Origin of the sequence: Desulfosarcina widdelii (genome assembly GCF_009688965.1) — a bacterium.
In the GTDB taxonomy this organism is placed as follows: Bacteria; Desulfobacterota; Desulfobacteria; order Desulfobacterales; family Desulfosarcinaceae; genus Desulfosarcina; species Desulfosarcina widdelii.
The window spans coordinates 896521-907823 of the sequence record NZ_AP021875.1; the positions used below are offsets into that span (position 1 = coordinate 896521).

The following is an 11303-nucleotide window of genomic DNA, read 5'->3' on the forward strand; positions in this document are numbered from 1 at the left end:
CCACAGCGTCTGCATGCTTTGTTGGATGGAAACTGCCAAGTCCGAAAAAGACCTAGATCGATTCCATTCGCCACACGGCGCTGTCGTCTGCACATTTTAGTCGATGATGGATACAGGAATTCTTTAACTGTGTAAAAAAAGAGCCTGAATATAGAGGTCATTGAATTGATATGGGAACCAAACACACAATAATTGGAAGAAGAAAATATAAAACCGGTATTCCGGTCTTATGCCCGAAGTGCAAGAAGAGAGTCGTTTTTTATGCCACCGGAACCAATCCTAAAGGTGATGTGAAGATCAACGTCTTCTGCAAAACATGCAATCGTGAAGTGGCAATAGACATGGATTATATTAAAAATACGTTGACTCTGGACGAGTCCTTTGCTACCTGAAAAATAGCTTCGAGAGCCCTGTGAGGCCGGAGAGACTGCAAAAGCAGTCTCTCCGGCCTTTTTTATTTTGGAGCCGACCATGCAATCTCTCAATTACGCAGAAAAAATCCGTTTCGAAATGGCCGTAGAAAAAACCCTGGCCCACGAAGGCGGCGACGTCGACGATCCCGCCGATCCAGGAGGCCACACAAAGTTCGGGATCTCCAGGAGCGCCTATCCCCACGTGAACATCTCCACACTCACCCGCGAAGATGCCATAGAAATTTACCGGCGGGACTACTGGCTGGCGCCGAATTTCGATCTGATCGAACCCGAGTGGATCGCCTGCAAGCTGTTCGACCTGGGCGTAAACACAGGCACCGGCCGGGCTACAATGCTGCTCCAAAAGGCCGTCAACCGTTTCCGGAGGTTCAATGAGAAACTGGTCGTGGACGGCCGCCTGGGACCGAAAACCGCCGAGGCGGTCAACACCTTCCGGCATCCCAAAGCCCTTCTTATGGCCCTGAAGATCGAGGCCGGCAACCACTATTTTGCCATCGACAACCCGAGATTTCTGGCCGGCTGGCTCAATCGCCTGGCCGAATAGGAGGAAGCTATGAGCAATGTTTTTAAGAAAATCGTGGAGGGCGTCAAGATCGTTGCCCCGACGGTCGCCAACCTGGTGGTTCCCGGTTCCGGCACGGTGCTTGACGGCCTGATGCGGGCGGTGACCGGCGATGGCCCGGAAACTTCCATCGAGGCCGTGGCAGAAAAAATCGCCGCCGATCCCGCGCTGATGGTGCAGCTGCAGGAAAAGGCGATGGATCACGAGGCCAAGCTGGCCGAGATCGAGGCCCGCAAACTGGAATCCGTCAACGCGACCATGCGGGCGGAAGCCAAAAGCGAAAAATGGCCCCAATACACCTGGCGACCGTTCAACGGATTCACCTTCCCCCTGGCCGTGCTGCTGATCTATTTCGCCTTGCCAGCATTCGGAAAAGACGTTCCCGACGTCCCTCAATGGGTGTGGATGGGCTGGCTCTCCATTCTGGGCGTGGCCACCTGGGACCGGGGCAAAGAAAAGCGCGCCAAAGCCGGCGAGAACAAGCCCGGATTGATCGCCGGTGCGATTCAGGCGCTACGGGGATAGTCGATGGATGCAGTCGTTGATTACACGGTCTGGCGGTTCTGGTTCGATGTCGCTCAAACCATCGGCGGTATTTTACTCGGCTTTTATGTCTGGTGGGTGAATCGCAAAAAGGCGGCCGAGAAGCGGTTTTCCGGAATCGAAAAACGGATTTCAGAAGTCGAAGCCAGCCTCAAGGGACTGCCTGCTTTGTGCGGATCGCGCGGCCGTGAAATCGAAACCATGAAACGGGAAGGGAGGGATCTGCAGGTGAAGGTGGCCCATATGCCCGACCATGAGGACGTCAAGGCTCTTTCCGGCCGGATCGAACTGCTCAACGGCTCGCTGTCGGAGTTAAACGGCCGGTTGACCGGCATCAATCGGGCCGTGGATCTGTTGAATCAGCACCACATCAATGGGGGCAATAGCGTGGAGCTGCTTCAGGCACTCGGCAAAATTATCGCTGGCAAGGAGGAAACCCAGTGAACTTTAAAGAATTGACGCGCAACGATATGCGGCTGGCGATGCTGCGTAGCATCCAGGATGACGGCTATGCGCTTAATGAATCCGTGCTCCAAAGCGTGCTGAAACTTTACGGTCACAACGTTAGCCGCGACCAGGTCCGTACCCAGATCCGCTGGCTCGAAGAGCAGGGGCTGGTTTCCGTCGAGGATGTATCCGGCATTTTGGTGGCCAAATTGACCGGTCGTGGCGTGGATGTCGCCAATGGCAGTGCCGTGGTCGACGGAGTCAAACGCCCCAGGCCCAGAGGCTGATCATGCCGAAAGAGCACCAATCCAGCATTGACCGCCTGCCGGACAATATCCGTGAACGGCTGCAGGATCTTTTGCGCGATCCCCATATCACGCAAAAAGACGCCAGGGAAAAAATCAACGCCATCCTGGACGAAACGGATCATCCCGAGCGCCTGAGCAAAAGTGCGGTCAACCGTTACTACCAGAAAATGAAGGAGGCCGGCGCCAAGCTACGCCAGTCCCGCGAAGTCGCAGAAATGTGGATCGGCAAGCTGGGTGCCGCGCCCCAGGGCAAGGTCGGCCACCTGGTCAACGAGATCCTGCGCACCCTTTCTTTCGACATGGCCCTGGTGCTCCAGGAAGGCAAACTGGACGAAAAGAGCGCCCCTGCCGTTGTGAAAATGCTCAAGGGACTCTCGCTGACCATGATGCGCCTGGAAAAAGCGGCCAGCGAAAATGTCAAACGGGAAGAAGAGATCCGCAAGCGCGCGCTGGAAGAAGCCGCCGACCGGGTGGGGGAAGCCGCCACACAGATGGGGCAGGACAAAGAGCAAGCCGATTTCTGGCGTAAAAAAGTCTTGGGCATGGAGGCGCTGTGATGAAACTGCCCGGTGACGTCATTCGCGTGCTGGACCGGGAGGAACTGCCTGCCAGCGTTCGGGATATCCCCGACGATCACGATCCCATGGCCAAGGGCATCCTGATGAAGCACCAGCGCAATTGGGTCTGGTTGTGCGAGCATCACGATCTTTGCCTGGGAGAAAAGGGCCGCCGCACCGGCATCACCTACGCCACTGCGCTCAACGACACCGTCACCGCATCCAGCAACCGTGCCGCCGGCGGGGACAACGTCTATTATGTTGGTGATACCAAGGACAAGGGGTTGGAGTTCATCGGCTATTGCGCGCACATGGCCAAGGTGATGGCCGCCCGCATGGCCGAGGGCTGGCGCGGCATCGAGGTATTTCTCTTCGAGGATCAACAGCCTGACGGCAGCACAAAGGAGATCCTCTCCTATCGCATCCGCTTCGCCTCGGGGTTTCAGATCGTGGCCCTGTCCAGCAATCCAGCCAACATCCGGGGACTGCAGGGCATCGTCAATATCGACGAGGCGGCCTTTCACAGGAATGTGCAGGCCGTGATCGACGCGGCCCTGGCGTTGATCATCTGGGGCGGCAAGATCCGCATCATCAGCACCCACAACGGCGCCAAGAACCCGTTCAACCAGCTGGTCCAGGATACCAGGGCCGGATTGTACGCGTTTAAAATCCTGCATGTGTCTTTCGACGACGCCGTTGCCAACGGACTGTATGAGCGGGTTTGCCTGATCAAGGGATGGAAGCCCACCGAAGAGGGCAAGCGCCAATGGTACCAGCGCGTACGCGGCGCCTATGGCGCCAACAAGGCGGCCATGCGCGAGGAACTGGATGTCATCCCGCGCGAAGGAAGCGGCGTGGCCATCCCCGGCATTCTCATCGAAGCCTGCATGAACGAAGAGCGACCGGTCCTGCGGTTGACCCTGGATCGAGAATTTGCGCTCAAGGGCGAGGCCTATCGGCGCAGCTGGTGCGAGGCATGGATACGCCAGCATCTGGACCCGGTTCTGGAAACCCTGGACCCCAAACGCGATCACTATCTGGGTCAGGACTACGCCCGGCACATGGACCTTGCCGTTACCGCGCCTCTTTCCATCGAGCAGAACCTGACCCGGCGTTGTCCGTTCATGGTGGAAATGCATGACGTGCCAACCCGCCAGCAGGAGCAGATTCTCTGGCATATCATCGATCATATCCCGAATTTCCGGGCAGCGGCCATGGACGCCACCGGCAACGGGGCGATCCTGGCCGAATACACCGGCGACCGGTACGGCCGCGATCCCGACCTGGGACCGATCTTCGAGGTCATGCTCAACGATGCCTGGTACCGGGATAACATGGGCGCTTTCGTCGATGCCTTCGAGGATCAGACCATCGACCTGGGCCGTGACGCCAATGTGAAAAACGACCTGCGCGCCCTGGAACGCATCGACGGCATCGTCAAGCTGCCCCACCTGCGCCATGCCGACATCGTAAACACGGAGATCAAGCGCCATGGCGATGCGGCCGTCGCCCTGGCTCTGGCGCATTTCGCCAGCCGCCAGGACGTAATCGGGTCCTTTCCGAATGTGATCACCGCCGGCACCCGATCCATGGTCGACCGGACCGCCGGCTTTTACATCCGGCCGCGCATGTCGGCTTATTGAGGCAATCATGAAACTGTACATCTCGCCAACCGAATCCGTTGAGATCGACGATAACCGTGAAATGCTCACCACGGATATCGCCACTCGCAGCCGCTCCATGGACTGGTGGGGCATGTTCGGCTATCTGCCCGATCCGGACCCGGTACTGGCCAAACTTGGCCTGGGCCTGGAGGTGTACCGCGAGCTGCTCTCCGATGCCCATGTCTGGAGCTGCTACGACAGCCGCAAATCCGGCGCCCTTTCCTGCGAGTGGGAGATCCGCGCCGGGGGCGACAGCCCGGCCGACAAGCGAGCCCTTAAGATCGCCGAGGAAAGCCTGGCCAATCTGGACATTTACCAGGCCATCATGGAAATGCTCGACGCTCCCTTTTACGGTCTCTCTCCCCTGGAGATCACCTGGTCCTACAAAGGCCGCCAATGGATGCCTGCAAAACTGGAAGGCAAGCCGCCCGAATGGTTCGTGTTCGACGATGAGAACCGCATGCGCTTTTTGTCCGCATCCGAGATGATCAACGGCGAACTGTTACCCCAGCCGAAACCCTCGGCCTCACCATCTGGCCTGGGATGGTTTGGTTCTGCCGGCGGACGATCCCTGGTGGAAAACCCACTACCCGCCCAACGGCTGGGGCTGCAAGTGCCGGGTGTTTTCCATCAGCCAGCGCGAGCTGAAGGCCATGGGCAAGTCCGGTCCGGATCCCGCGCCCGATGACGGCTCATACGTGTGGACGGACAAAAATACCGGCGTGACGGTTACCGTGCCCAACGGCATCGATCCGGGATGGGCATACAACGTGGGCGAGGAGACGGACTGGACGCCGGATTTGTCAAAATACCCGTCCGGCCTGGCCGAACATCTATCAAACGAATTGGAGAAATACGCATGACTTCAGCGCAGGGATTCGATGGGTGGGTGGAGATCTGCTTCGGCGGTAAACACTTTGCCATGAACGGAAAGGCATACGACACCGATCCGTTGATCGACAAAGCCGTGGCGACGTTCGACCCGAATTTTCACGAACCGCCGGCCGTGATCGGCCATCCCAAGCATGACGACCCGGCTTATGGACTGGTGCAGGCGGTCAAAACCGAAACCCGCGACGGCAAAAAAGTTCTCCTGGCCAAGTTCAAAAACGTGGAGCCGGAATTCGCCGAAATGGTCAAGGCGGGCCGCTTTCCGAAGCGGTCGGCAGGGTTTTATCCGGACGGCCGCTTGCGCCACGTCGGTTTTTTGGGCGCCACACCGCCGGCCATCAAGGGACTGAAAAATATCGCATTCGGCGATGGAGACAATGCCATTGCCTTCGAATTCGCCGAGCCGGCTCCCTGGACCTGGCAGGCGATTACCAGCGTGTTCCGAAAATTGAGGGAATATTTCATCGAAAAAGAGGGCGCCGAAAAGGCTGACGCCATCATCCCGGAATGGAACATCCAGGATGTCGACGAAGAAGCCCAGCGGGCCTCTCAACCAACCATAGAGGAGGATTCAGCCATGAAGTTTTCAGAGTTTTTTAATGTCGTCAATCTTTTCAAAAAGCTTGGCGGCAAGGATGAGGAGATCGACATGATCGTGCCGGCGACCACAGGTCCCGGCGACGGCGCCAGTTTCAGCGAAGCGGACGTGGAAACGGCCAAAAAACAGGCCGCCGAGGAGGCCGAAGCGCGGGTGCGCGCCGAGTTCGCCGAGTCCCACAAAACCGAGGCCAAAAAACAGCGCGATGCGGATATCGCCACATGGGTCGAGGGCAAGGTGTCTGCAGGCAGCATCCCTCCGGCCATCCGCGACGGCGGCCTGGTAGCCTTCATGCAGGGCCTGCCCGACGATGCGATCCAGTTCGCCGAGGGCCAGGAAAAACAGTCCGGTCTGGACTGGTTCAAGGGGTTTCTGGACACCCTGGGCGAAAGTCCGCTGTTTGCCGAGATTGCCACCAAGGGCGCGGCCGGCAAGCGCAATACCGAGGCCGAGGCAGAATACAAGCTTGGCAAGGAGATCGGCGAGCGGGCCAACCGCTAAACCGGGCTAACGAAATTTAATTCTCATCAAGGAGGAATGTCATGGAAGTTCAGGATACCGAGGTGGTCAGCCAGCTTATTGCCGGCGAAACCCACGAAATGAAACCGGTCACCATCGCCAGCGGCGCCGGGGAGCTTGCCCGAGGCACCGTGCTCGGTCTGGTCACGGCCAGCAATCAGTACAACCAGCACAATCCGGCCGGATCGGATGGCACGGAAACGGCGCGGGCCATCCTGGTCGGGGATGTCGACGCCACGTCCGAGGATGTTTCCGCTCTGGCTTACGTCCTGGGCAAATTCAGGACCAGCGATCTGATCTGGCCGGGCGGGATCACCGACACCCAGAAAGAAGCCGCTCTGCTGGATCTGCAAGATCGCGGCATCCTGGTCGACACCGACTGGTCGTAACCGGCCGATAGCCAAAACCGTAAACGCAAGGAGAAATTCTCATGGACAACCTGTTTAAGATTCGCACCCTGACCGCAGCGGTCAACGCCATCAAGGCGCCCATGCGTCGGGTGTACAACCGTCTTTTTGCCGGTTACGAGAACATGCAGCCCTCGGACCGGCTGGCCTTCGACGTCATCTCCGGAAGCGAGACGCTGCTGGGCAATATTTCCGTATCCGCCCCGGCGACCGTGGATGACAAAACCGGTCGAAAGACCGTCACCCTGACCGCCCCGCGCATCGCCAACAAGCGCTTCATCTCCACGGCGGAACTCAATTCCTATCGCAGCTTCGGCGAGGCGGGCGTGGAAATGATGAAAACCCGCATTGCCCGGGAACAAAAGGACATGCGCGGCAAGCACGACCGCACCCTGGAATTCTGGGCGGTCAACGCCTTAAAGGGCGTCATCTACGATGCGGACATGACCACCGTGCTGGTCGATTACAACGTGGCCGCCGGACACACGCCCACCCTGACCGGCACCGACCTGTTCACGGATGCCGACAGCAACCCCATCGCCAAGATCCGGAGCTGGAAGCAGCTGATCGAGGACGATTGCGGGACCAGCATCGATTCCTGGCTGGCCTATGTCGGCTCGGGGGTGATGGATGCCCTGATCGCCCACGAAAAGGTCAAGGATTTTCTCAAGCACGACAGCGGCAGCAAGATTGCCGAAAACGGCATCATCGAGCGCCTGGCCGGGGTGGATCTGGATGAGTACAACGGGTCGTACCTCGACAGCGCCCAGGCCCGCCAGCGGTACATCTCCAATGACGAATTCCTGCTGATCGGGATCTGCGACGAGCTGGTCGACGTGCCCTATGCGCCGGTGGTCGACGATGCCGCGCCTGGCGGTGTGGGGAATGTCGGCGAAGGCGGCCAGCCGGCCATGTTCTTTTCCAAGTCCTGGACGAAGGAAGATCCGTCCGGCCGCTGGATCAAGTGCGAATCCCGGCCGCTGCCGGTGCTCAAGCGTCCCGGCGCCGTGGTCAACGCAACGGTGATCTAACGCCAACAAACCGAAAGGCCGGGGCTCCCGGCCTTCGAGGAGGATTCGATGGACGTTATCGTAAAAGGCAAGCGCAGTATTGATTTCAAAGGCAAGAGCTATCTGCAGGGCCAGACGATCCGCAATATGCCGGAAAAAGAGGCCCTGCGGTTGATCGGCAAGGGGCACGTCGAGCGTGCCGTCGATGATGACGGAGTGATCGCCGAGATCAAACCGCCGGAGAAGATGACCGTTCCGGAACTCAAAAAGCTGCTGGAAAAGCTGGAGGTGGATTATCCTTCCGGTGCGGTTAAAGACGACCTGGTCGACCTGGTCGAAAAACACACCAGTGAACCGCCGGCGGAGTAACCCATGGCCTATTGCACCCTGGACGATTTGAAGGAGAAGGTCAGCGAGGATGTGCTGATCGAGCTGACCGACGATGACGATGCCGGCGTCATCGACACCTCCCGAACGGACCGGGCCATCGGCGATGCGGAAGCGGAGATCGATGCCTATTGCGCCTCCCGGTACCGGGTGCCGCTTTCTCCGGTGCCGGGCATTATCCGCAAATTCTGCGTGGACATTGCCATCTACAACCTGTTCCAGCGCAGGATCGGGGCCACCGAGGAGCGGCAGCGCGACTATAAAAACGCAATCTCTTTTCTGCAAAACGTGGCGTCCGGGAAAGCCTCCCTGGGACAGCAGCCGGAACCGGAGGCACCCGAAGAGAGCACCGGCCAGGCCAGCCTGGTGGGGACCCGGACAAAAATCTTCGGACCCGATGTCATGGAGAAGTACTGATGGGCGGTATCACCCTCGATGTTTCCGTGGACGACAGGGAGGTCCGGGACCTGTTCGCCAGAATCGAGCGAAGGGGCGCCAGTCCCCGTCCGGCCCTCAAATCCATCGGCGAGTACATGATTCGACGCACCTTCGAACGATTTTCCGACGAAGAAGATCCGGAAGGCATCCCCTGGCTGCCACTGTCCGAAGCCACACTGAAACGGAAAAAGCCGGGATTGAAGATACTGCAGGGGGACACGAACCTGCTCCGGGACGAGATCAACTATCGGGTGGACAGCAGTTCGGTCGGGATCGGTACCGCCCTTATCTACGGCGCCATCCATCAGCTGGGCGGCCAGGCCGGTCGCGGCCATAAAATCACCATCCCGGCCCGTCCTTACCTGGGCGTCAACGATGAGGATCTGAGAGAATTTGCCCTGATTTTATCGGACTATTTGATGGAGGACTGAACCGCCATGATCCAGGAAAGCATCGACGATATCATCACGGCCCTGGGTGACATTTCTGAGGCCGCCGGCGGTGTCGATCAGTTCGCCGGGGATATCGAAGAATTGAAAAGCAAGCCCAAGCGGCTGCCGGCATTGTGGGTGCTTTACGACGGGGCCAGTTTCGAAGACCGAAAAATGGAAGAGATCCTGGCCGAGCACACCATGAACTTCACGGTTGTGCTCATCGCCAAGAATCACCGCAGCAGGGCCGACGGCGCCGAGGCGTGCCATCTGATCATCGAGGCCGTGCGGGACCGGCTGATCGGCCGAATCGTGGAAAACGTGGGAGAGCTGTGGCCGGTGCGGGAACGATTGATCATGGCCTCCGGCCCGCTGCTCGTTTACGGCCTGAACTATCGCATAGAAGCCGAGTACACCAGTTCGTAGCAAATAACCTCGCAAGGGCCGCCGGACGGCATCCCTTGTGGAACCAAAGGAGATCGAAATGTCATCATCTCAACGAGGAAAGGTAGCGGTCGAGTTGAGTCGCACCCTGACCGACTTCTCGGTTATGGCCGACTCGGGCGACCACCAGCGTTTCAACCTTGGCGCCCTGTGGAGCGGGCGCTCGGGATACGAGCCCGACGTGCGGCCCAACGGGATCGTGACCGGGCAGCGGGTGCTTTCTCCCAACGCAGCCAACGACACGGTGACCGTGGCCGCATTTACGGCCTATTCCAAGGGCGTCGAGCACTCTGTTGCGGCCGGCAGCCAGGCGGTGACCCGGCCGTCCACCGAAAATTTCAAGATTTCGTCAATCATCATGACCGACGTTGGCGGCCTGGACGAAGTCGAGGGCACCGAGGGTACCGAGTTTTCAGAAACCCGTGGCGCCGCCGGCGGCCCGCCGCTGATCCCGGAGGATGCCGTCGAACTGGGACAGGTTCGCATGAACAGCCAGTCCAGCGCCGTCATTGCCGAGTCCGAGATCTACCAGGCGCCCAATGATCACGCCGAATATGCGGACATTCCCGGCTTCGAGGAGCACAACGTGGGCAAGGGCAGCTACGCCGAAGTGGCTGCTGAGAAAAACGCCCACATAAAATTCAATACGCCCTTGCCGGCGATCCATACCGGCCCTGCGGCCAAGCGGGTGTACATCAAATTCTATACACCCAGCCTGACGGTTCAGCAGAACGTGGCCGATTTCAAACCGGCCGAGATGGGCGTCACCAAATCCAGCACCGCCGTCTACGAGGGATCGGGCGTTTCCGGCGCCATCGGATCGATGAAGGCCGACTCGGTCGGCGACGCCTCTTTTACCCTGTATGTGAAAGACGGCATTACCGACGGCATCGTGCGGGAGAAAAACCAGACGGTGACCGTCAAATGGTGGCCGGACGCCAACAAGCTGCCCTACATGCTGACCCAGGGGCTGCTGGCGTTCGACCGGGAGTTTCCGTCGGGCAATCCCAACAAGATCAGCTGCACCATCTACTGCGAAAAACCGTCGGTGGAGTTCTCATCGTAACGGGAAAGATCCGGAGGAGACATGCCGTTTAATATCGAAAAGTACCGAACGACGGAATACGAGCGGCGGACAGAACCGGTGCCGGTTCCTGCCCTGTCCGCCTTTTTCGACGATGGCGAAAAGCCGGTAATCGTCGTCCAGAACCTGACCGGCCCGGAAGTTTATCGGGCCGAGCAGCGGGTGGCCGTCAACAAGAATCTCGAAGGGCTGGTCAAAAAGCTGGCTGACGGCAAGGGTGCCGAGGCGATTGAAGCGGCGCTCGCGGCTCTGGGACTTGGCGGCAATAGCGTTCCAGACGCGCTTGCCAAGGCCATCGCCTATGTGCAGTTCGGGTGCGCGTCGGTGACACTTGAGCAAAGCGATGCGGTGCGGCTGGCAGAATTTCACATCGATTCCTTCCTGAAACTGTTCAACGCCATCAATCGGCTGACTTCCCTGGGGCATGTGCCATTGGGGGAATCGAACGCCTCTGGGCCACCCCTCGGGTGCAAGACGCCCTCACCATGTGCTCCGGAGGCGGACTCGGAGGGCACCGATTTCTCTTCGAAGTGATACCCGATATTTTTCCTCACGGGTATCTGACGGAGACGGAGCGGA

At 59.0% G+C, this 11303-nt stretch carries 16 protein-coding genes and 1 pseudogene; all 17 read left to right on the plus strand.

All coding sequences use genetic code 11. The annotated features are described in order from the left end of the window. The first annotated feature begins 471 nt into the window (after positions 1-471). The 17 genes and pseudogenes from GN111_RS04245 (at position 472) to GN111_RS04325 (ending at position 11258) form a co-directional block, all read left to right on the plus strand. Entirely contained in the window at positions 472-978 is a 507-nt protein-coding gene (locus GN111_RS04245) for a glycoside hydrolase family 108 protein (RefSeq protein ID WP_155302556.1), read from the plus strand. Between the two features lie 9 nt (positions 979-987). After that, on the plus strand, positions 988-1521 hold the full coding sequence (locus GN111_RS04250) for a 3TM-type holin (protein WP_155302557.1): 534 nt from the start codon (positions 988-990) through the stop codon (positions 1519-1521). A 3-nt stretch (positions 1522-1524) separates the two neighbouring features. Then, the gene (locus GN111_RS04255; protein WP_155302558.1) at positions 1525-1983 is read left to right on the plus strand and encodes a DUF2730 family protein; all 459 of its coding nucleotides are present in this window, start codon (positions 1525-1527) and stop codon (positions 1981-1983) included. Next, on the plus strand, positions 1980-2273 hold the full coding sequence (locus tag GN111_RS04260; protein ID WP_231715668.1) for a VpaChn25_0724 family phage protein: 294 nt from the start codon (positions 1980-1982) through the stop codon (positions 2271-2273). Before GN111_RS04255 ends, GN111_RS04260 begins: the two co-directional genes overlap by 4 nt. 2 nt (positions 2274-2275) lie before the next feature. Continuing rightward, a complete protein-coding gene (locus GN111_RS04265; RefSeq protein WP_155302559.1) occupies positions 2276-2851 on the plus strand; it encodes a DUF3486 family protein in 576 nt (191 codons plus the stop codon). Continuing rightward, the gene (locus tag GN111_RS04270; RefSeq protein WP_155302560.1) at positions 2851-4494 is read left to right on the plus strand and encodes a hypothetical protein; all 1644 of its coding nucleotides are present in this window, start codon (positions 2851-2853) and stop codon (positions 4492-4494) included. Before GN111_RS04265 ends, GN111_RS04270 begins: the two co-directional genes overlap by 1 nt. Before the next feature lie 112 nt (positions 4495-4606). Beyond that, positions 4607-5017 (plus strand): annotated as a pseudogene (locus GN111_RS33625) (phage portal protein family protein); the annotation flags it as partial. Positions 5018-5168: 151 nt separating this feature from the next. Next, positions 5169-5378 carry a hypothetical protein gene (locus GN111_RS33630; protein ID WP_197740623.1) on the plus strand — a complete coding sequence of 70 codons (210 nt, stop codon included), beginning with the start codon at positions 5169-5171 and terminating at the stop codon, positions 5376-5378. Then, complete coding sequence (locus GN111_RS04285) at positions 5375-6505, plus strand: hypothetical protein (protein ID WP_155302563.1); 1131 nt, start codon at positions 5375-5377, stop codon at positions 6503-6505. The genes GN111_RS33630 and GN111_RS04285 overlap by 4 nt, the downstream gene beginning before the upstream one ends. 41 nt (positions 6506-6546) lie before the next feature. After that, positions 6547-6912, plus strand: coding sequence for a head decoration protein (locus GN111_RS04290; RefSeq protein ID WP_155302564.1), 366 nt, complete (start codon positions 6547-6549; stop codon positions 6910-6912). Between the two features lie 41 nt (positions 6913-6953). Next, positions 6954-7961, plus strand: coding sequence for a major capsid protein (locus GN111_RS04295; RefSeq protein ID WP_155302565.1), 1008 nt, complete (start codon positions 6954-6956; stop codon positions 7959-7961). 48 nt (positions 7962-8009) lie between these two features. Continuing rightward, complete coding sequence (locus GN111_RS04300) at positions 8010-8309, plus strand: HeH/LEM domain-containing protein (protein ID WP_155302566.1); 300 nt, start codon at positions 8010-8012, stop codon at positions 8307-8309. A gap of 3 nt (positions 8310-8312) precedes the next feature. Next, on the plus strand, positions 8313-8744 hold the full coding sequence (locus tag GN111_RS04305; RefSeq protein WP_155302567.1) for a gp436 family protein: 432 nt from the start codon (positions 8313-8315) through the stop codon (positions 8742-8744). Beyond that, positions 8744-9196 carry a phage virion morphogenesis protein gene (locus tag GN111_RS04310; RefSeq protein ID WP_155302568.1) on the plus strand — a complete coding sequence of 151 codons (453 nt, stop codon included), beginning with the start codon at positions 8744-8746 and terminating at the stop codon, positions 9194-9196. Before GN111_RS04305 ends, GN111_RS04310 begins: the two co-directional genes overlap by 1 nt. A gap of 6 nt (positions 9197-9202) precedes the next feature. Then, positions 9203-9622, plus strand: coding sequence for a phage tail terminator protein (locus GN111_RS04315; protein WP_155302569.1), 420 nt, complete (start codon positions 9203-9205; stop codon positions 9620-9622). Between the two features lie 58 nt (positions 9623-9680). Next, the gene (locus GN111_RS04320; RefSeq protein ID WP_155302570.1) at positions 9681-10706 is read left to right on the plus strand and encodes a hypothetical protein; all 1026 of its coding nucleotides are present in this window, start codon (positions 9681-9683) and stop codon (positions 10704-10706) included. Between the two features lie 21 nt (positions 10707-10727). Then, positions 10728-11258 carry a hypothetical protein gene (locus tag GN111_RS04325; protein WP_155302571.1) on the plus strand — a complete coding sequence of 177 codons (531 nt, stop codon included), beginning with the start codon at positions 10728-10730 and terminating at the stop codon, positions 11256-11258. Positions 11259-11303 lie beyond the last annotated feature (45 nt).

Bases quoted from the DNA above. Each gene is read 5' to 3' on its own strand.
- GN111_RS04245 (WP_155302556.1), top strand. From the start codon at position 472: ATGCAATCTCTCAATTACGCAGAAAAAATCCGTTTCGAAATGGCCGTA.
- GN111_RS04250 (WP_155302557.1), top strand. From the start codon at position 988: ATGAGCAATGTTTTTAAGAAAATCGTGGAGGGCGTCAAGATCGTTGCC.
- GN111_RS04255 (WP_155302558.1), top strand. From the start codon at position 1,525: ATGGATGCAGTCGTTGATTACACGGTCTGGCGGTTCTGGTTCGATGTC.
- GN111_RS04265 (WP_155302559.1), top strand. From the start codon at position 2,276: ATGCCGAAAGAGCACCAATCCAGCATTGACCGCCTGCCGGACAATATC.
- GN111_RS04270 (WP_155302560.1), top strand. From the start codon at position 2,851: ATGAAACTGCCCGGTGACGTCATTCGCGTGCTGGACCGGGAGGAACTG.
- GN111_RS33630 (WP_197740623.1), top strand. From the start codon at position 5,169: ATGGGCAAGTCCGGTCCGGATCCCGCGCCCGATGACGGCTCATACGTG.
- GN111_RS04285 (WP_155302563.1), top strand. From the start codon at position 5,375: ATGACTTCAGCGCAGGGATTCGATGGGTGGGTGGAGATCTGCTTCGGC.
- GN111_RS04290 (WP_155302564.1), top strand. From the start codon at position 6,547: ATGGAAGTTCAGGATACCGAGGTGGTCAGCCAGCTTATTGCCGGCGAA.
- GN111_RS04295 (WP_155302565.1), top strand. From the start codon at position 6,954: ATGGACAACCTGTTTAAGATTCGCACCCTGACCGCAGCGGTCAACGCC.
- GN111_RS04300 (WP_155302566.1), top strand. From the start codon at position 8,010: ATGGACGTTATCGTAAAAGGCAAGCGCAGTATTGATTTCAAAGGCAAG.
- GN111_RS04305 (WP_155302567.1), top strand. From the start codon at position 8,313: ATGGCCTATTGCACCCTGGACGATTTGAAGGAGAAGGTCAGCGAGGAT.
- GN111_RS04310 (WP_155302568.1), top strand. From the start codon at position 8,744: ATGGGCGGTATCACCCTCGATGTTTCCGTGGACGACAGGGAGGTCCGG.
- GN111_RS04315 (WP_155302569.1), top strand. From the start codon at position 9,203: ATGATCCAGGAAAGCATCGACGATATCATCACGGCCCTGGGTGACATT.
- GN111_RS04320 (WP_155302570.1), top strand. From the start codon at position 9,681: ATGTCATCATCTCAACGAGGAAAGGTAGCGGTCGAGTTGAGTCGCACC.
- GN111_RS04325 (WP_155302571.1), top strand. From the start codon at position 10,728: ATGCCGTTTAATATCGAAAAGTACCGAACGACGGAATACGAGCGGCGG.